General features: G+C 66.8%; 22 protein-coding genes. 11 read left to right on the top strand and 11 right to left on the bottom strand.

Annotated features, from left to right (window positions below; all coding sequences use genetic code 11):
* Positions 1 to 35: 35 nt before the first annotated feature.
* Complete coding sequence (gene ubiA, locus ACP696_RS15205; protein WP_426043990.1) at positions 36 to 980, top strand: 4-hydroxybenzoate octaprenyltransferase; 945 nt, start codon at positions 36 to 38, stop codon at positions 978 to 980.
* A 128-nt stretch (positions 981 to 1,108) separates the two neighbouring features.
* Here ubiA and ACP696_RS15200 read toward each other — a convergent pair whose 3' ends face one another.
* Positions 1,109 to 1,462, bottom strand: a complete 354-nt coding sequence (locus tag ACP696_RS15200) for a lysozyme inhibitor LprI family protein (protein WP_426043989.1) — start codon at positions 1,460 to 1,462, stop codon at positions 1,109 to 1,111.
* Between the two features lie 67 nt (positions 1,463 to 1,529).
* Between ACP696_RS15200 and ACP696_RS15195 the strand changes: the two genes are divergently transcribed.
* Entirely contained in the window at positions 1,530 to 2,480 is a 951-nt protein-coding gene (locus ACP696_RS15195; protein ID WP_426043988.1) for a fatty acid desaturase family protein, read from the top strand.
* Between the two features lie 49 nt (positions 2,481 to 2,529).
* Here ACP696_RS15195 and ACP696_RS15190 read toward each other — a convergent pair whose 3' ends face one another.
* Complete coding sequence (locus ACP696_RS15190) at positions 2,530 to 2,865, bottom strand: hypothetical protein (protein ID WP_426011217.1); 336 nt, start codon at positions 2,863 to 2,865, stop codon at positions 2,530 to 2,532.
* A gap of 121 nt (positions 2,866 to 2,986) precedes the next feature.
* Here ACP696_RS15190 and ACP696_RS15185 point away from each other — a divergent pair, with 121 nt between their 5' ends.
* The 4 genes from ACP696_RS15185 (at position 2,987) to ACP696_RS15170 (ending at position 5,232) form a co-directional block, all read left to right on the top strand.
* Positions 2,987 to 3,658: a class I SAM-dependent methyltransferase gene (locus ACP696_RS15185; RefSeq protein WP_426011218.1), complete on the top strand. Its 672-nt coding sequence runs from the start codon at positions 2,987 to 2,989 to the stop codon at positions 3,656 to 3,658.
* A gap of 41 nt (positions 3,659 to 3,699) precedes the next feature.
* A complete protein-coding gene (locus ACP696_RS15180) occupies positions 3,700 to 4,044 on the top strand; it encodes a VOC family protein (protein WP_426043987.1) in 345 nt (114 codons plus the stop codon).
* Positions 4,045 to 4,249: 205 nt separating this feature from the next.
* Positions 4,250 to 4,708 carry a YkgJ family cysteine cluster protein gene (locus ACP696_RS15175; protein ID WP_426030325.1) on the top strand — a complete coding sequence of 153 codons (459 nt, stop codon included), beginning with the start codon at positions 4,250 to 4,252 and terminating at the stop codon, positions 4,706 to 4,708.
* Positions 4,705 to 5,232, top strand: coding sequence for a YkgJ family cysteine cluster protein (locus ACP696_RS15170; protein ID WP_426011221.1), 528 nt, complete (start codon positions 4,705 to 4,707; stop codon positions 5,230 to 5,232). The genes ACP696_RS15175 and ACP696_RS15170 overlap by 4 nt, the downstream gene beginning before the upstream one ends.
* Before the next feature lie 85 nt (positions 5,233 to 5,317).
* Here the strand turns inward: ACP696_RS15170 and ACP696_RS15165 are convergent, their stop codons facing one another.
* The 4 genes from ACP696_RS15165 to ppk2 all read right to left on the bottom strand — a co-directional run bounded on the left by ACP696_RS15165 (position 5,318) and on the right by ppk2 (position 8,135).
* Positions 5,318 to 6,205 (bottom strand): SDR family oxidoreductase, encoded by an 888-nt coding sequence (locus ACP696_RS15165; protein WP_426011222.1) that lies wholly within the window; start codon positions 6,203 to 6,205, stop codon positions 5,318 to 5,320.
* A gap of 27 nt (positions 6,206 to 6,232) precedes the next feature.
* The gene (locus tag ACP696_RS15160) at positions 6,233 to 6,463 is read right to left on the bottom strand and encodes a hypothetical protein (protein WP_426011223.1); all 231 of its coding nucleotides are present in this window, start codon (positions 6,461 to 6,463) and stop codon (positions 6,233 to 6,235) included.
* Between the two features lie 8 nt (positions 6,464 to 6,471).
* Positions 6,472 to 7,311, bottom strand: a complete 840-nt coding sequence (locus ACP696_RS15155; protein WP_426011224.1) for an alpha/beta hydrolase family protein — start codon at positions 7,309 to 7,311, stop codon at positions 6,472 to 6,474.
* A gap of 62 nt (positions 7,312 to 7,373) precedes the next feature.
* Positions 7,374 to 8,135 carry a polyphosphate kinase 2 gene (gene ppk2, locus ACP696_RS15150; RefSeq protein ID WP_426011225.1) on the bottom strand — a complete coding sequence of 254 codons (762 nt, stop codon included), beginning with the start codon at positions 8,133 to 8,135 and terminating at the stop codon, positions 7,374 to 7,376.
* 111 nt (positions 8,136 to 8,246) lie between these two features.
* Here ppk2 and ACP696_RS15145 point away from each other — a divergent pair, with 111 nt between their 5' ends.
* Together ACP696_RS15145 and ACP696_RS15140 are read left to right on the top strand one after the other, a co-directional pair.
* Positions 8,247 to 8,963 carry a 16S rRNA (uracil(1498)-N(3))-methyltransferase gene (locus tag ACP696_RS15145; RefSeq protein ID WP_426011226.1) on the top strand — a complete coding sequence of 239 codons (717 nt, stop codon included), beginning with the start codon at positions 8,247 to 8,249 and terminating at the stop codon, positions 8,961 to 8,963.
* Between the two features lie 137 nt (positions 8,964 to 9,100).
* Positions 9,101 to 10,459, top strand: coding sequence for a glutamate--cysteine ligase (locus ACP696_RS15140; protein ID WP_426011227.1), 1,359 nt, complete (start codon positions 9,101 to 9,103; stop codon positions 10,457 to 10,459).
* 127 nt (positions 10,460 to 10,586) lie between these two features.
* Here ACP696_RS15140 and ACP696_RS15135 read toward each other — a convergent pair whose 3' ends face one another.
* Positions 10,587 to 10,745 carry a hypothetical protein gene (locus ACP696_RS15135; RefSeq protein ID WP_426011228.1) on the bottom strand — a complete coding sequence of 53 codons (159 nt, stop codon included), beginning with the start codon at positions 10,743 to 10,745 and terminating at the stop codon, positions 10,587 to 10,589.
* Between the two features lie 109 nt (positions 10,746 to 10,854).
* A complete protein-coding gene (locus ACP696_RS15130; protein WP_426011229.1) occupies positions 10,855 to 11,430 on the bottom strand; it encodes a DUF427 domain-containing protein in 576 nt (191 codons plus the stop codon).
* Between the two features lie 188 nt (positions 11,431 to 11,618).
* Between ACP696_RS15130 and ACP696_RS15125 the strand changes: the two genes are divergently transcribed.
* A complete protein-coding gene (locus tag ACP696_RS15125; RefSeq protein ID WP_426011230.1) occupies positions 11,619 to 13,520 on the top strand; it encodes a peptide MFS transporter in 1,902 nt (633 codons plus the stop codon).
* 367 nt (positions 13,521 to 13,887) lie between these two features.
* Here ACP696_RS15125 and ACP696_RS15120 read toward each other — a convergent pair whose 3' ends face one another.
* The 3 genes from ACP696_RS15120 to gloB are packed head-to-tail and all read right to left on the bottom strand — an operon-like array spanning position 13,888 to position 15,331.
* Positions 13,888 to 14,073 (bottom strand): hypothetical protein, encoded by a 186-nt coding sequence (locus ACP696_RS15120; protein WP_426011231.1) that lies wholly within the window; start codon positions 14,071 to 14,073, stop codon positions 13,888 to 13,890.
* Between the two features lie 56 nt (positions 14,074 to 14,129).
* A complete protein-coding gene (locus ACP696_RS15115) occupies positions 14,130 to 14,588 on the bottom strand; it encodes a cupin domain-containing protein (RefSeq protein WP_426011232.1) in 459 nt (152 codons plus the stop codon).
* A complete protein-coding gene (gloB, locus tag ACP696_RS15110; RefSeq protein WP_426011233.1) occupies positions 14,585 to 15,331 on the bottom strand; it encodes a hydroxyacylglutathione hydrolase in 747 nt (248 codons plus the stop codon). The genes ACP696_RS15115 and gloB overlap by 4 nt, the downstream gene beginning before the upstream one ends.
* An 84-nt stretch (positions 15,332 to 15,415) precedes the next feature.
* Between gloB and ACP696_RS15105 the strand changes: the two genes are divergently transcribed.
* Both ACP696_RS15105 and ACP696_RS15100 read left to right on the top strand, forming a co-directional pair.
* Entirely contained in the window at positions 15,416 to 16,252 is an 837-nt protein-coding gene (locus ACP696_RS15105; protein WP_426011234.1) for a class I SAM-dependent methyltransferase, read from the top strand.
* On the top strand, positions 16,249 to 16,593 hold the full coding sequence (locus tag ACP696_RS15100) for a P-II family nitrogen regulator (RefSeq protein ID WP_421739545.1): 345 nt from the start codon (positions 16,249 to 16,251) through the stop codon (positions 16,591 to 16,593). The genes ACP696_RS15105 and ACP696_RS15100 overlap by 4 nt, the downstream gene beginning before the upstream one ends.
* Positions 16,594 to 16,638: the final 45 nt, after the last annotated feature.

Below are 16,638 nucleotides of genomic sequence, written 5' to 3'. Positions count from 1 at the left end.
ATGAGGTGGTCGGGCGGCGGGCGTCGCGCTAAGCCTTGCCCATGAGCGAACCCGACACCGCCATCCTGCCCGACGCCGCCGCCGGCAACTGGGTCGATCGCCATGCGCCGCCGGCCCTGCGGCCCTGGTTGAAGCTGGGACGGTTTGACCGTCCGGCGGGAATCTGGCTGCTGATGCTGCCCGGCTGGCAGGGCATCGCCCTGGCGGCGGCGGGCAAGGGGCAATGGCCCAATCCGTGGCTGCTGATCGCCTTCTTCCTCGGCGCGGCTTTGATGCGGGCGGCCGGCTGCGCCTTCAATGACATTATCGACCGCGACTTCGACGCCCAGGTCAGCCGCACGGCGATGCGGCCGATCCCGGCGGGACTGATCAGCGTCAAGCAGGCCTGGGCCTTCGTGATCGGCTGCTGCGCGGTCAGCTTCCTGATCCTGATCACACTCGGCTGGCTAGCGATCGGCCTGGGGATCGCTTCCCTGGCCCTGGTCGCGGCCTATCCCTTCATGAAGCGCATCACCTGGTGGCCGCAGGCCTGGCTGGGCCTGACCTTCAATTGGGGCGCGCTGCTGGGCTTCGCTGCGGCCACCCACAGCCTGACCTGGGCCGCCGCCCTGCTCTATGCCTCGGGCATCTTCTGGACCCTGGGCTACGACACGATCTACGCGGTGCAGGACCTCGAGGACGACGCCTTGGCCGGGGTGAAATCCTCGGCCCGCCGGCTGGGCGAGGCCGCGCCCCGCGGGGTGCTGGCCTTCTATATCGCCTGTTTCGTGCTGGTGATCGCCGCGGCCTGGGTCGGCGGGGTGGGACCCGTGTTCCTGCCGCTGGCGGCGCTGTTCGCTGTGCACCTGTCACGCCAGGCGGCGGCCCTGCGGATGGACGATCCGGTCGGGGCGCTGGCCCTGTTCAAGTCCAACACCCATGCCGGCTTCGTGCTGTTCCTGGCCCTGGTGGCGGGGGCGTGGAAGCCGGCGGGGTTTTAGGCGCCACACCCACTACGGTTGTCATCCCGGACAAGGCCCGTAGAGCCGGAGATCCCGGACCGCCGGAAGCGCCGGCGTCCACGCCTCGGTCCTGGATCTTCGCGCTGCGCGCTTGTCCGGGATGACAGCTAGAACGGGCCGCTGGTGTAAATGCGCTCCATGCTGCGATCCAGGTCGCTCAGGCGGCGGTCATAGGCCCGGTTCAGGCAGGCGCGGTTGGCGCCGCAGGTCCTGCGGTCGCGCAGCCACTGGCGTTGGGCGTCCTCCAGCGAACCGCGACCCCCCATGGCCAGGGTCTTGCGGTTGATGTCGTACAGCACCGACATCCTCACATCCTTGTCGTTCAGGGCCAGGTTGGCGCAGATCGCTTTTTCATCGGCGGTGCGAGCCTTGGCGCAGTTGAAACTGGCGGCCCCCGCTACAGAAGGGAGGGCGGTCCCCGCGACCAAGGTCAGGGCGAGGGCGGTGAGGACAAGGCGCATGAAGGTCTCCGAGCTGTGACGTAGCGTCATTCTGTAAGCCAGAAGCTGACTGTGGCATGGTCGTTCCATGGCCGTCGCGACCCGTATCAAGCCGCAGGAACTGTTCACCCCCGCCGAATGGGCGCCGCTGTCGGCGCGCTCGCGGTGGAAGGGCGTCGCGCTGGTCGCCCACGCCTGGGCGGTGATCGTCGCGGCCGGGGCGGTGTTCGTGCTCTGGCCCAACCCGCTGACCTACATCCTGGCGGTGATGCTGATCGGGGCGCGGCAGCTGGGCCTGGCGATCCTGATGCACGAGGCGGCGCATGGCGGTCTGCACCCCGACCTCAAGGTCAATGACTGGGTGGGCCAATGGCTGTGCGCGGCGCCGACCGGGGCCAGTCTCGCCAGCTACCGGCCCTATCACCTGACCCACCACAAGTTCGCCCAGCAGGCCGAGGATCCAGACCTGATCCTGTCAGCCCCATTCCCCGCGACCCGGAAATCCCTGCGTCGCAAGATCGTCCGTGACCTGACCGGCCAGACCTTCTTCAAGCAGCGGTTCGGGCCGCTCATGGCCAAGCTCAAGGGCCGCGCCGATGGCCAGCCCGCCGGCAGCGTGTTCGCCGGCGAGGCGGCGCGGCAGAGGCCGTTCCTGCTGTGGAACCTGGGGCTGCTGGTCGTGCTCAGCGCGGCGGGCCTGTGGTGGGCGTGGCTGGCGCTATGGATCGTGCCGATGGCGACCTGGTTTCCGCTGGTCACCCGGCTGCGCAACATCGCCGAGCACGCCTTGGTGGCCAAGGACGAGCCCGACCCGTTTCGCCATGCGCGGACCACCCAGGCCAGCTGGATCGAGCGAGCCCTGATCGCGCCCTATTACGTCAATTTCCACGCCGAGCATCATCTGTTCATGCACATGCCATGCTGGAACCTGCCCAAGGCGCATCGCCTGCTGGTGGCGAAGGGCCTGACGGGAAACATGCTCACCGCGCCAGGCTATCTGTCGGTGCTGAAGGCTGCGTCCGGCAAGGCGCCGGCCTAGGAGCTCATTAATACCCGCCCGTTGGCGACGCCAACGGGCGGGCCTTTGCTTAGCTGCAGCTCTTGGCCTTGTGCAGCTCGGCCAAGATGGCCTTGCGCTTCACGACCAGTTCCTCGGCCTTGTCGGCGTCCATGTAGTTGCCCACGGCGGCGGGCCAAAACAGCAGCACGGCGGCGACATTGGCCCCGCTCACACCCTTGTTGTGCTTGGCCTTTTCCAGAATGACGTCGAGCTCTTTGTCCTGCGACGCGATCTGGGCGCAGGTCAGGGAGCTGTCCGACAGCTGATTGGTCGAGATCTTCTGATTGGTGGCGCACGCGCTGAGGCCGAGCGACAGACATGCAAAAATGATCGCCGTAGAGGCGAGCGGGCTATTGAACTTCATGATATTCCCCCAGGAGCACTAACAACAGCCAGAAGCCTAGCCGTGATCAACCGCTAAACGGTTGCGGTGGTTCGTCAAGCACCTTTCGGTTGTCGCAAATTTCGGTTGTCGCAAAGTCGACATGAAAGTTCTCACCATCGACCAGACCCTCGCCGGCCGCCGGGCCTTTATCGTCGAGAACACCCGCCTCCAAGCCCCGCCTCACACGCCCGAGCTCCAGCTTTATCTGGCTGACGAGATCACGCCGATCTGGCAGCTGACCGAACAGGCCCTGGCCGAGCTCGGCCTGCCGCCGCCGTTCTGGGCGTTCGCCTGGGCGGGCGGTCAGGCCCTGGCGCGCTACATCCTCGACCATCCCGAGACCGTGGCGGGCAAACGCGTCATCGACTTCGCCAGCGGCTCGGGCCTGGTGGCCATCGCCGCCATGAAAGCCGGGGCGGTCAGCGTTCTGGCTGCCGATATCGACGTGTTCTGCGAGGCCGCCGTCGGCCTCAACGCCGAGGTCAACGGCGTCGCCGTGGCCTTCACCCGGGTCGATCTGTTGAACGCCCCGCCGCCGGCAGCTGACGTGCTGCTGGCCGGCGACATCTGCTACGAGCGCCCCATGGCCGAGGCGGTCATGGCCTGGCTGGCGCTAGGACGGGCGGCGGGCGCGATGGTGCTGATCGGCGATCCTGGCCGCACCTACTTTCCCAAGGAGGGCCTGGTGAAACTGGCCGAATATCAGGTGGCGACGACCCGAGAGCTGGAGGACACGGCGGTCAAGCGCACCAGCGTCTGGACTCTGCCTTGAGTCTATACCAGAACAATCCAAGAACATCTTTAGGAGAAGTCATGCGCGAAGACGGCAAGATCGACTATATCGAATGGCCCGCTGGCGACCTGTCGGCCACCAAGGCCTTTTACACCGCCGCCTTCGGCTGGTCGTTCGTCGATTACGGTCCCGACTACGCGGCCTTCGAGGGCCAGGGCGCGGACGGCGGCTTCACGACGCCGCAAGAAGGCGCGATCGACCGGCCGCTGGTGGTGCTTTACGCCCACGACATCGAGGCCATGCTGGCCAAGGTGGCGGCGGCCGGCGCAACCATCACCAAGCCGATCTTCGCCTTTCCGGGCGGCCGGCGGTTCCATTTCACCGATCCGTCGGGAAACGAGCTGGGGGTCTGGAGCGAGACCTAGAGCATCGCGCGGAAAAGTGGCCACCGCTTTTCCGCAAAAGCGATGCGAAAACAAAAGCCTAGAGCAAGCCGTGCGATTCCTATATCGCGCGGCTTGCTCTAGGCCTGCGCCGCTCGTCCCGGCGTTCGCCGGGGCGAGCGGTATTTGGTCCGACGGAAAAACCGTCATGAAACCGCGATAAATCCGTCTCCTGACGATCCAGGGGATGACGACAGTGGGCGAGGCGACGCCAGCCAGGACCTGCGGCGACTGCGGGATGTGCTGCAAGCTGATGGGCGTCAAGGCCATCGACAAGGCGCCGCACGCCTGGTGCGGCCACTACCGCAAGGGCGCCGGCTGCGCGATCTATGACACCCGGCCCACGGCCTGCGCCAGCTTCTCCTGCTACTGGCTGCGGGCGCCCAACCTCGATGACCGCTGGCGGCCGGACCGGGCCAGGTTCGTGGTGCATCGCGAGAACGCCGGTCAGGGCCTGATCGTCGAGGTCGATCCGGCCTCGCCCGAGGCCTGGCGAAGGGCCCCGTTCCACGGCACGTTCCGCGATTGGGCGGCACGCGGCGCGGCCAAGGGCGGGACCCTCTACGTCCTGGTGGGCCGCCGCGGCTTCGAGATCCTCGCCGATCGCGACATCGATCATGGCCTGGTGCGCGAGATGCCCGCATGACCGATGTGGCCCTCTCCAAGTCCTGCGGCGACTGCGGCATGTGCTGCAAGGTGCTGCACATCAGCGAGCTCGACAAACCGGCAGGCCGCTGGTGCAGCGTGTTCCGCAAGGGGTCGGGCTGCGGCGACTATCACGGCCGGCCCTCGGCCTGCCAAAGCTTCCATTGCCTGTGGCTGAGCTCGGAGCGATTGGACGCTGCCTGGCGACCCGACAAGGCGGGCTTCCTGATGTATTCGGACCGGGACGGCAAGCGGCTGAACGTCGTGGTCGATCCGGGCAAGCCGGTCGCCTGGAAGCGCGAGCCCTACTATTCACGGCTGAAGGCCATGTCGCGGCGGGCCCATGACGGTTACGAGCTGCTGGTCTGCATCGGCGACCGGCGCGTGGTGATGTTCCCGACCGAGGACGTTGATCTGGGCGTCCTCAATCCCGACCACAAGCTGGTCAGCGGCTATGTCGAGCGCGACGGCGCCCAGGCGCCGTTCGCCATGGTGCTGAGCGACGTGGAAGGGGCCGGGGTCTAGCCGGGGACACACACTCGCCCCGCCGCCCTGATCCCGCTGCCTCTGACCGTGGGACGAATGTGTGTCCCCATCCGGTATCCGCGCGTCAGAACCGTGGATGAAAATCTCGCGGCGACCACCCGAAGTCGGCCCGCGCCGGGCCGTCGTCGAAGGTCAAGTCCTGGGCCATGCGGTCGCCCATGGCCGCCGTCGCGCCGGGATAGAAGGGCTTCAGCAGGGTCAGCAGCCCGCGAAACAGCCACGGCGGCAGGGTCAGGATCGCCGGGCGACGGCCCAGCCCCTGGAAAACCCGCTCAGCCATGACCCGGTAGGTCAGGATCTCGCCGCCGGTCAGGTCATAGGCTCTGTTCGAGGCCGCCGGCGCCTGGGCCGCCTCCAAGGCGCCGATCGCCAGGTCCTCGGCGTGGACGGGTTGGCGCCGACCCGCCCCCGCTCCTGAAAGCGGCAGCACCTTGAACCGCCGGATCAGGCTGGCCAGCCGGCTGACATTGCCGTCGCGACCTTCGACATAGATCAGGGTCGGGCGAAGGATGGTCCAGCTGACGCCTTGGGCGGCGCAGAACGCCTCCACCTCAGCTTCCGCATCGGCCAGCGCCTTGGCGACCGCCCGTTCGGAGGCCTCGGGCGAGTCTTGCTTGGTGAAGCGGCTGGTCGAGGAAAAGGCCACCAGTCGGCTCAGGCCGCGCGCCTTCAGGGCCGGCAAGGCCCGGGGCAGCAGCCAGATCGGCGACAGCGAGAACACCGTGCCCACCTGTGGCAGCGCCTTGGCCAGGTCCGGATCGCCGAGATCCGCGTCCACCCAGCAGATATCGTCGCTGGGCGGCCGACGGCTCAGCGCCATGGGTTCGATCCCCGCCGCGCTCAGCCGCGCCAGCAGGAACCGCCCGATCAGGCTGGTGGCCCCCAGCACGAGCACAGGCGAGGGAAGGCCGGAGGGAGCGCCAGGCTGCAAGAGGGTGTTTTCAGCGTCCATCTTGTCCCTATAGTCTGCGGCGATACGTCAGCCCACGGGATCTTTGGCCATGACCTTCGACGCGGTGCGCGCCTTCGCCTTCAGCCTGCCCGGCGTCGCCGACGGCACGTCCTGCGGCCATGCCTGACTGAAGGCCCACGGGAAGGTCTGACCCGGCTGTGGGACGACGGCGACGCCCCGGTCTGTCCGGGAATCACCTTCGACCAGCGCGAGATGCTGATCGAGGCCGAGCCGGAGACCTTCTATGTCACCGACCATTCGCACCGTCAGGAGCCGAACGGCGTCAACTGAACCCCTGGCGGCAGCTGAACCTTAATCACGCCGCCGCCCTGGGTCTTGGCCGCGACGGCGCGCAGGATCATCGCCAGGACCGCGCCGTCGGGACCATGGCCCGCGCCACCGACGGTGAACAGCGCGCCGTCCTTGCGAGCCTTCGACCCGGCGGCGCGCATCGCTTGGCCATGGGCGTAGGGTACGACCTGGTCCGCCGTGCCGTGCACGAGGTAACAAGGCTCGTCGAGCGTGACGATCGCGCCGGCGTTGTCATAGCGGTCGGAGATCATCCATCGGGCCGCCGCCGGGGCCATGGTTCGAAGATCGGTGAACGTGCCGATGGTCACCAGTGCGTCGAGCTTTTGCCGCCGAGCCAGACCAAAGGCGACGCCGCCACCCAGGCTGTGTCCCACCACGATCAGTTTTCCGCCCCCCGACACGACACGGGCTCGCGCGAAGAACGCGTCCGCGTCGGCGGCCAGTCCTGCCTCGCTGGCCCGACCCGGATTGCCGCTGTATTCGCGGTATTCCGCCGCCACCAAGCCATAGCCCTCGGTGAGCAACGGCGCGAGCCAGCGCATCGAGGTCGCCGCGCTCGAGCCGTTGCCGTGGAACATCAGCAAGGTCGGCTTGCCGTCTCGCGGCGCGATCTCCAGCCCCTTGAGGGTCAGTCCGTCGGCGGTCCGGACGGTGTCGATCACGGCGCCGGTCGGCAGACCCGCCAGGTCGAGCGGGGCCGTTGGGGCGGGATAGATGCGCTCATGTATTTGGGCGCTGGCGGGCGCGGCCAGGAGCAGAGCCCCGATGACGGTGAGACAGGCCAGAGCTTTCATGACCGCGATGCTATGCGGCCCGGCCGGGAGGGCAAGCCCCGAAATGCGGGGTTGCCGAGCCCTCAGCGCGCCAGCCGCCCATCCGTCAGCGCCGCCGGCTCGAACTTGAAGATCACCTCGGAATCCGGCCGCTCTATCCCCTTCAGCAGCTTTTTCGGGGCCGAGGCGTGCAGCATGTAGCGCAGGATGTTCAGCCGGGCGGCCTTCTTGTGGTTGGCGCGCACGCAGACCCAGGGCGCCGGGGTCGAGTGGGTGCGCATCAGCATCTCGTCGCGGGCGGCGCTGTAGTCTTCCCACTTGGCCTGGGCCACGGCGTCCAGATCGCTGACCTTGAAGGCCTTCAGCGGCTCCTCGCGCCGCGCTTCCAGCCGTTCGGCCTGGGTCTCGCGGTCGATGTCGAGCCAGAACTTGGTCAGGCGCACGCCGTTCTGCACCAGCATCAGCTCGAAGGCCGGCACGTCACGCAAAAACTGCTCCTGCTCGTCGGGCTTGGAAAAGCCCATGACCCGCTCGACCCCGGCCCGGTTGTACCAGGAGCGGTTGAACACCACGGCCTCGCCGGCGCCGGGCAGGTGGGCGACATAGCGCTGGAAGTACCACTCGCTACGCTCGCGATCGCTGGGGGCGGGCAGGGAGATCACCTGGGTGGCGCGGCGGTGGGCGTGCTCGGTCAGCCGGGCGATGGCCCCGTCCTTGCCGGCGGCGTCGCGGCCTTCGAAGATCGCGACGGTTTTCCAGCCCTCTTTCATCGCCTGTCGCTGCAGGCCGACCAGGGCCAGTTGCAGGTCGCGAAGTTCGGCTTCGTAGTCGTCGGTCTTGCTCATGGCGCAGAGCCTACCCCCGGAACGTGCAGTTGCGCTAGAGTCGTTGTTTTTACGCGTTTTCTTCACGCGAACCGATATCCACTTCGCTCCAAAACGCTCTAGAAGAGCGCCATGATCCGTCTCTTCGTTCCCCATCCCCTGAAGCTCGGCGCGGGCGTCGCGCCCTCCGTCGATCAGTCGCGCTACCTGACCGCCGTGATGCGGCTGGAGGTCGGCGCCGAGATCCTGGTGTTCAACGGCCAAGATGGCGAGTGGCGCGCCAGCCTGACCGAGGCCGGCAAGCGCGGCTGCCTGTTGCGCTGCGAGGAACAGACCCGCGAGCAGGACCATGCGCCGGACCTCGACCTGGTGGTGGCCATGGTCAAGCGCGGCCGGGTCGAGACCATCGTCGAGAAGGCCGCGGAACTGGGCGCGCGCCGCGTGCGCCTGACCCAGACCCGGCGGACCAATGTGGATTTCCTGAAATTGGGGCGGCTGGACGCCATCGCCATCGAGGCCGCCGAGCAGACCGGACGGCTGGATGTGCCGGTGATCGACGACCCCATGAAGCTGGAAAAGATTCTCGATGACTGGGACCCGGCGCGCCGGCTGATCTTCTGCGACGAGGGCGGCGACGCCCGGCCGATGATCGAGGCCTTGGCCGCTACGGCCCCGCCGGCCGCCATCCTGATCGGCCCCGAAGGCGGCTTCGCGCCGGAGGAGCGCGAACGCTTGCGGTCGCTGCCCTTCGTCATCCCGGTGTCTCTGGGCCCCCGCATCCTGCGCGCGGATACGGCGGCGATCGCCGCCATGACCCTGTGGCAGGCGGCGGCAGGGGATTGGCGCTAGCGCCGCCTGTCGCGAAAGGCTGTGCGCGCCCTCTTGAGGTTCGCTAAGAAAACGCCCTACTGCGCTGCACGACAGTTCGCGGGCGGGTCGGAGGGTTTGCCCTCCCTTCTTGATGCGTGTTTTGGGAGGGATGACCGATGGCGCAAGCCGCGAGCCAGGAGCGTCCGCTGACGCTCGACGATCTGACCGCCTATTTCGCCTCGGGCTCCAAGCCCAAGGAGGCTTTCCGGGTCGGCGCCGAGCACGAGAAGTTCGGCTTCTACCTCAAGGACCATACGCCCGTGCCCTATGAGGGCGACAAGGGCGTGCACGCCCTGCTCACCGGCCTGCAGCGTTTTGGCTGGAAGCCGGTGATGGAAGGCGAGGTGATCATCGGGCTGGAGCGCAACGGCGCCAATGTCAGCCTGGAGCCCGGCGGCCAGTTCGAGCTGAGCGGCGCGCCGCTGCTGACCATGCACGACATCTGCGAGGAGACCGGCCAGCACCTGGACGAGGTCAAGACCGTGGCCGACGAGCTTGGCCTGGGCTTTCTCGGCTTGGGCTTCTCGCCGCTATGGAAGCGCGAGCAGGTGCCGATCATGCCCAAGGGCCGCTACGTGATCATGCGCAACTACATGCCCAAGGTCGGCGGCCTGGGCCTGGACATGATGCTGCGCACCTGCACGGTGCAGGCCAATCTCGACTTCTCCAGCGAAGCCGACATGGTCGCCAAGTTCCGGATGAGCCTGGCCCTGCAGCCGATCGTCACCGCCCTGTTCGCCAATTCGCCGTTCACCGAGGGCAAGCCCAACGGCTTTCTCTCGGCCCGCGCCGATGTCTGGAACGACACCGACCCCGACCGCACCGGCCTGCTGGACTTCGTGTTCGAGGACGGGTTCGACTTCGAGCGCTACGCCCGCTACGCCCTGGACGTGCCGATGTATTTCGCCAAGCGCGGCGACCGCTATATCGACCTGGCCGGCCGCAGCTTCAGCGACTTCATCGACGGCAAGATCGGCGAACTTCCGGGCGAGCGCGCCTCGATCAAGGACTGGGCCGACCACACCACCACCCTGTTTCCCGAGGTGCGGCTGAAGACCTATCTGGAGATGCGCGGCGCCGATGCCGGACCTTGGAGCCGCCTCTGCGCTCTGCCAGCCCTATGGACCGGCGTGTTTTATGACGACGCGGCGCTGGCTGCGGCGTGGGACATTTGCAAGGACTGGACGGCCGAGGATCGCGCTGGCCTGCGTCGCGACGTGCCGAAACTAGGCCTGAAGGCTCAGGTCGCCGGCCGCTCTGCCCAAGACGTGGCCAAGGACTTCGTCGCTATCGCCCGGCAAGGGCTGAAGGCGCGCGCCCACGTCAACGGCGGCTTTCTGGATGAGACGATCTATCTGGGCGAACTTGAAGAGATCGCCGACAGCGGGATAACGCCCGCCGAGCGCCTGCTGGCGCTGTACCACGGCGCCTGGAAGGGCGACATCAATCGGGTGTTCGAGGATTTCGCCTACTAGGGGATTTTTCGAGCGAAGTGGTTCCGGTTCGCGTGAAGATAAATGCGTCAAAACAACAGATTAGAGCTCACGGCCTGACGCAGTCAGGTCGGGAAAAGCTCCAAGCGGACCTCGAAACGCTTGCGCCTCAAAAAAGGGCGCGCATCGCCGCGATGATCCCGACCCAGGCGGCCACGCTGGCGCCCAAGACGATCAGGCGCCCCCAGGCGATGGGCGGCAGGAGCGGCTGACGCACCGACGAACGCGGGGCGGCGTTAAGACGAGAGTCATAACCAGTGTAGGCCATGGCGTTCCTTCCCATGCCTCTCTCTGGAGGCCTCGCGCTTAAGCGCTGCCGTATTGCAGCGCCTAAATAGTTAACGAAGCCTTGGTAATTCGCGAAAAATCAGTGCGGCTCAGATTGATCCGGTTCCGTCGTACGGGCGGCTGACGACCGCGCGACCGTCGTCGTTCTTGATGTCGTCGCCCTTTCGCGCTTCGTCCTCGGGCATATCGACATTGGCCTGCCAATGCTCGGCCTGGCTGGCGCCGGAACCGCTGTCGGTATGGCGGACGACGTCATCGACATCGACATGAACATCGTCATCCAAGGCCGCGGTCTGGGCTGGGGTCTGGCCAGCGGACTTGAATTCCACGTGCTGTGGATAGAAGGCCAGGCGTCCGGCGATCTGGCTCACGGCCGGAAACGGGGTCTCGTAAGACCAGACGGCGTTCTCGATCAGCTGCCGGTCGCGGTAGATCGTGTAATAGGTCGCGTCCCCCTTATAGGGGCAATGGGTGACCTTGTCGGTCTTCTGCAGGAAGTCCATGGCCACGTCGGACCGAGGGAAATAGCGCACCACCGGATAGTCGGCTTCGGCCAGTCGCAGCACGTCTTCGCTGTCGGCGATCTCGTGACCTTCAAACAGCACCGCGACCCGGCCCGGCTCGCGCGAGCAGGTGATCGGATGATCCTGGTCTGGCGTTTTCATGGTGTTTCTCCCGTATCGCGCGAAGGCGGCGATATAGAGAACGCGCGGGGCCCTGAGGGGGGTCCAAAGCGGCAAGCCATTGCTTGTGAAACGCCGACTCCCGTGATCTTCTCCCCGCCGAATGGGGAGGGCGAGGGCGAAACGACCTGTTCGACGCCCCTGCCGCTTGAATATCTCAAGGTTAGTGAATGAATATCGTTGTCGCCATGGGCATCCTGGTCACGCTGGTGACCGGCATACCCGTGCTTATCCAGATCTTGCGAGGCCATCCGCGCGGGCTGATCATCTGTTTCATGGCCGAGATGTGGGAGCGTTTCTCCTACTACGGCATGCGCGGCCTGCTGATCTTCTACCTCACCCAGCATTTCCTGTTCGATTCGAAGACTGCCAGCGGCCATTACGGCTCCTACACGTCGCTGGTCTATATCGTGCCGCTGCTCGGCGGCTTCCTGGCCGACCGCTATCTGGGCACCCGCAAGGCCGTGGCGTTCGGCGCCATCCTGTTGGTGGCGGGCCACCTGACCATGGCGGTCGAGGGCCATCCGGCCACCCAGACCCTGACCTATGGCGGCCACGCCTACGAGTTCCAGGCCACGGGCCGGGGCGAGGAACGCGTCGCCAAGATGATGATCGCCGACAAGCCCTATGACGTGGCGGCCAATGACCAGGGCGACTTCGAGATCAAGAACCTGCCGGCCAATTCGATCATCCCCTCGGTGCTGCCCAAGGGGCAGTATCAGCTGGGCGTTGAAGACCGTGATCCGCTCTATCTGAACATCTTCTGGCTGGCCCTGTCGCTGATCATCGTCGGCGTGGGCTTCATGAAGGCCAATGTCGCCACCCTGGTGGGCCAGCTCTATCCCCAAGGCGATCCGCGTCGCGATCCCGGTTTCACCCTCTACTACTACGGCATCAACCTGGGCTCGTTCTGGGCGGCCATCCTCTGTGGTCTGCTGGGCGTCAATGTCGGCTGGAACGCGGGCTTCGGCATGGCCGGCATCGGCATGCTGGCCGGCTTCATCGTCTTCGTGCTGGGCAAGCCCCTGTTGTTGGGCAAGGGCGAGCCACCCGAACCCAAGACGCTCAAGGCGCCGGTCGTTGGCCCGATCAACCGCGAAGGCCTGATCTATGTCGGCGCGCTGGCCATGGTGGGGATCGTCTTCTTCGTGGTGCAGTATACGCCCGTCGTTGACTTCACGCTGGTGGCCGGGATGTTCGGTTCGCTGGGCTATATCCTGTGGTTCGCCTTCGTCAAATGCGAGAAGGTCGAACGCGAGCGGCTGCTGCTGGCCACCGTGCTGGTGCTGGGCGCGGTGGTGTTCTGGACCCTGTTCGAACAGGCCGGTTCGTCCCTGAACCTGTTCGCGGCCAGTAATGTCGATCTGGTGCTGCTGCACAAGCCGGTGACCTGGTTCAATGGGGCGGTGATCCTGGGCGCGCCCGAGCAACTGGCGGCGGCGGGGATCGATCCCAAGAGCGGCTTCTGGGTCAATACTTCGTTCAACGCCGCCCAGACCCAGGCGATCAACGCCGGCTGGATCCTGATCTTCGCGCCGGTGTTCGCCGCGATGTGGACCTTCCTCGGCTTCCGAGGCCGCAATCCGGGCCCGATGATCAAGTTTGGCCTATCGCTGATCCAGGTCGGGGCGGGCTTCCTGGTGCTGCTGATCGGCGCTCATTTCGCCGATGGCGCCTTCCGCATGCCGCTGGTCTTCTTGGTCATCATGTACATGCTGCACACCTCGGGCGAGATGTTCATGTCGCCGGTCGGTCTGTCTCAGATGACCAAGCTGTCGCCGCTGTCGATCGTCTCGTTCGTGATGGCCGTCTGGTACATGGCCCTGGCCATGGCCAACTGGCTGGCCAGCAAGATCGCCGGCATTGCCGCGACCGAAACCGTTGGCGGCCAGGTGCTGGACCCGGCGGCGGCCATGACCCAGTCGTTGCTGGTGTTCAAGATCATCGGCCTGGTGTCGATCGGTATCGGGGTGCTGTTCCTGGTCCTGTCGCCGATCCTCAAGAAGTGGTCACACGGCTCGGACGACACCACGACCATGCCGGCGGCGGAGCCGGCGTCCACCACCGTCTGATAAGAAGGCCCCGGAGCGATCCGGGGCCTTCCTGCTCTCACGATCAGACCCTGCTGGGCTCGTTCTGGCCGGGCAGGCGCACGTGCAGTATGGCACATCACCTGCCCTGTGATTGTCGTGCATGTCCGGGCGAACTTCGTAGAAAATCCGGCAGCCACTGGCCAGGCGACAGCGCACACCCGGAAATGTCTCGCTCAATGGCCAGGTGACGGGCGTGTTCACGAGATTCGCGATGGCGCCCACGAGGACTTCCATGCGCTCGAGAGCCTGAGGCGTGGGGCCGGCAGAGGCAAAGAACCGATCTTTCGCGGCCTGGAGGTCTCGCCTGGCACGCGGCGTGAGTTCGAGGTCGCGCGGCAAGGCGAGATCAGCCCGTCTGGCGTAACACTTGAGCGCGCGCCTGGTCCAAGAGCTTCTGGAGATAGGTTAGGGCGCCGTCGCCCCGCAGCGAAAGACCTGCCTCCGAGTCCTGTCTCGATTGCTCCAGCACCTTGGCTATCTCCAAGTCCTCCAGCGAGGCTGTGGAGGTCGCGATGTCGTCGCTTTGAGCCATGGGGCGCTCCTGTGCTCTTACAATAACGCCTGTCATTTGGCCTGTCACCTAGCCTGTCACGCGCTCGGCCGCCACCCCTCCGGCGCCAGTTCGAAGCCCTCAAACCGAAACCCTGGCGCGACGGTGCAGCCGACGAGCGTCCACGCCCCCAGGCTGACGGCGGTCTGCCACCAGCCGACCGGCACGATGACCTGCGGACGACAGCCGGCCCGCAGGTCGGGGCCGAGCGTATAGGCCGTGAGGCCGACACCGTCGGGCGGCGACAGGGTCAGAGCGATCGGGGCGCCGGCGTAGTAGTGCCAGGTCTCGACCGCGTCGATGCGATGCCAGGCCGACAGCTCCTGCGCCTGCAGCAGATAGTAGATCGCCGTCGAGGCCGAGCGGCCGTCTGCCGGCGCTTCGTCCTCGAAGGTGCGCCTGTACCAGCCGCCCTCGGGGTGCGGCGCCAGGTCGAGCAGGCGGATGATCTCCTTGGCGCCCAGGTCGCCGGAAAGGCCGAGCGGCGGCGTGCTCATCCCTTGAAACCGTCCTTGGCGGCGCGGATTTCGCCGAACGCCTCGGCGGGCGACAGATGGGGGCGCAGCAGCGGCGCGCGCAGGAAAGGGTTGGTGGCCTTCTCCAGGCCGATGGTGGTCGGCACGGTGGCTTCGCCGCGCTCACGGGCGGCGAACACCTGGTCGGCCCGGATCTTGAGCGCCGGTTCGTCGTCCACCGACAGGGCGAAGCGGGCGTTGGACGCGGTATATTCGTGGGCGCAATAGACGGTGGTGTCGTCCGGCAGCGCGGTCAGCTTGGCCAGCGACCCCCACATCTGCTCGGCGGTGCCCTCGAAAAGTCGCCCGCAGCCGAGGGCGAACAGCGTGTCGCCAACAAAGGCGATGCGGTCCGCCGCATCGTAATAGGCGATATGCCCCAGGGTGTGGCCGCCGGTGTCGATCACCGATAGGGTCGTCTCGCCAAGAGCGACCGTGTCGCCCTGGCCCACCGGCCGGTCCAGCGGCGCGATGCGGGTCACTTCCTGTGGTCCGACGATCGTCGCCCCGGTCGCTGCCTGGATCGCCGCGTTGCCGCCGGCGTGGTCCGGGTGCCAGTGGGTGTTGAGGATCAGGTCCAGGCTCCAGCCCAGGGTTTTCAGCGCCGCCAGTATGGCGTCGGCGTCGGGCGTATCGATGGTCGCGACCTTGCCGGTGGCGTCATCGCGCACCAGAAAGCCGTAATTGTCCGACAGGCAGGGGAACTGGTGGACGGTCAGCGACATGCTTCGGCTCTCCTGGGGGCGACGGAACGGTGACGCGCGGTGTTCGCCCGCCTACATAGATGAGGCCGCCTGCCAGGAGACTCAATGCGTCGCGACGTCCTCGATCTTAGAGCCTTCTACGCCACCCCCCTCGGTCGGTCGGCGCGCGAGATGCTGGGGCGCAAGGTCGAGGAGGCCTGGGGCGATGCGCGGGGCCTGGACGTGCTGGGCCTGGGCTACGCCACGCCCTTCCTCGACACCGCCCGCGCCAAGGCCCGGCGCGTGGTGGCGGCCATGCCGGCGACGCAGGGCGTCGAGGTCTGGCCCCGCGGCGAACCCAACCAGGCCACCTTGGTCGAGGAGACAGCCCTGCCGTTTCCCAACGCCATGTTCGACCGCATCCTGGCCGTTCATGCCCTGGAGGAGGCCGCCGACCCGGCCGCCGTCCTGCGCGAAATCTGGCGGGTCATGGCCCCCTCGGGCCGACTGATCGTCGCCGTGGCCTCGCGCGACGGGCTGTGGGCCGGGGCGGAGAGCACGCCGTTCGGGCACGGCCGGCCGTTCAGCCGCCACCAACTGGAAAACCTGCTGCGCGAAGCCGACCTGGAGCCCGCCGGCTGGACGCGGGCGCTCTATGTGCCGCCGACGGCGGTGATGTCGCGCTGGGCCGAGGGGTTCGAGCAGGTTGGCGCCCGCCTGTGGCCGCGCTTCGCCGGCCTGATCCTGATGGAGGCGGTCAAGCAGACCTTCGCGGTCAAGCCGCGCGGCAGCCGCCAGCGTGTGCGGGTCTTCGCGCCCGGCGTGCTGGCCCCGTCACCCACCGGTCCGGCGCCTGTTCGGAAGGCGCCGGGCAATCTAAATGCCGCAAGGCCCTTGGAGCCTTCGATTTCCGGGCCTAGCCTTGAGTCGCAAACACCGTCGCCAGCGAGAGCCGCGCCATGAAGATGATCGTCGCCATTATCAAGCCCAGCCGTCTGGACGCCGTGCTTGAAGCGGTCACCGAGGCGGGCGCGTCGGGCCTGACGGTCACCGAGGTGCGTGGCTATGGCCGACAGAAGGGCAAGACCGAGGTGTATCGCGGCGCCGAATACGAGGTGAAGCTGCTGCCGAAGGTCAAGCTGGAGATCGCCGTGCCCACCGATGTGGTCGAGTCGGTGGTCGAGGCCCTGCAGCGGACCGCCAACACCGGCAAGATCGGCGACGGCAAGGTGTTCGTCATGGACCTGGAACAGGCCCTGCGCATCCGCACCGGCGAACGCGACGCCGCAGCGATCGCCGGCTAGCCTCGCCAACAAAAAATGACGGCCAGCGGCCGGGCAAGCGCAGCC

Source organism: Caulobacter sp. DWR3-1-2 (assembly GCF_049896225.1).
Lineage (GTDB): Bacteria > Pseudomonadota > Alphaproteobacteria > Caulobacterales > Caulobacteraceae > Caulobacter.
Note: the sequence above shows the minus strand (reverse complement) of the source record. Positions and strands in the feature narration are given on the sequence as shown.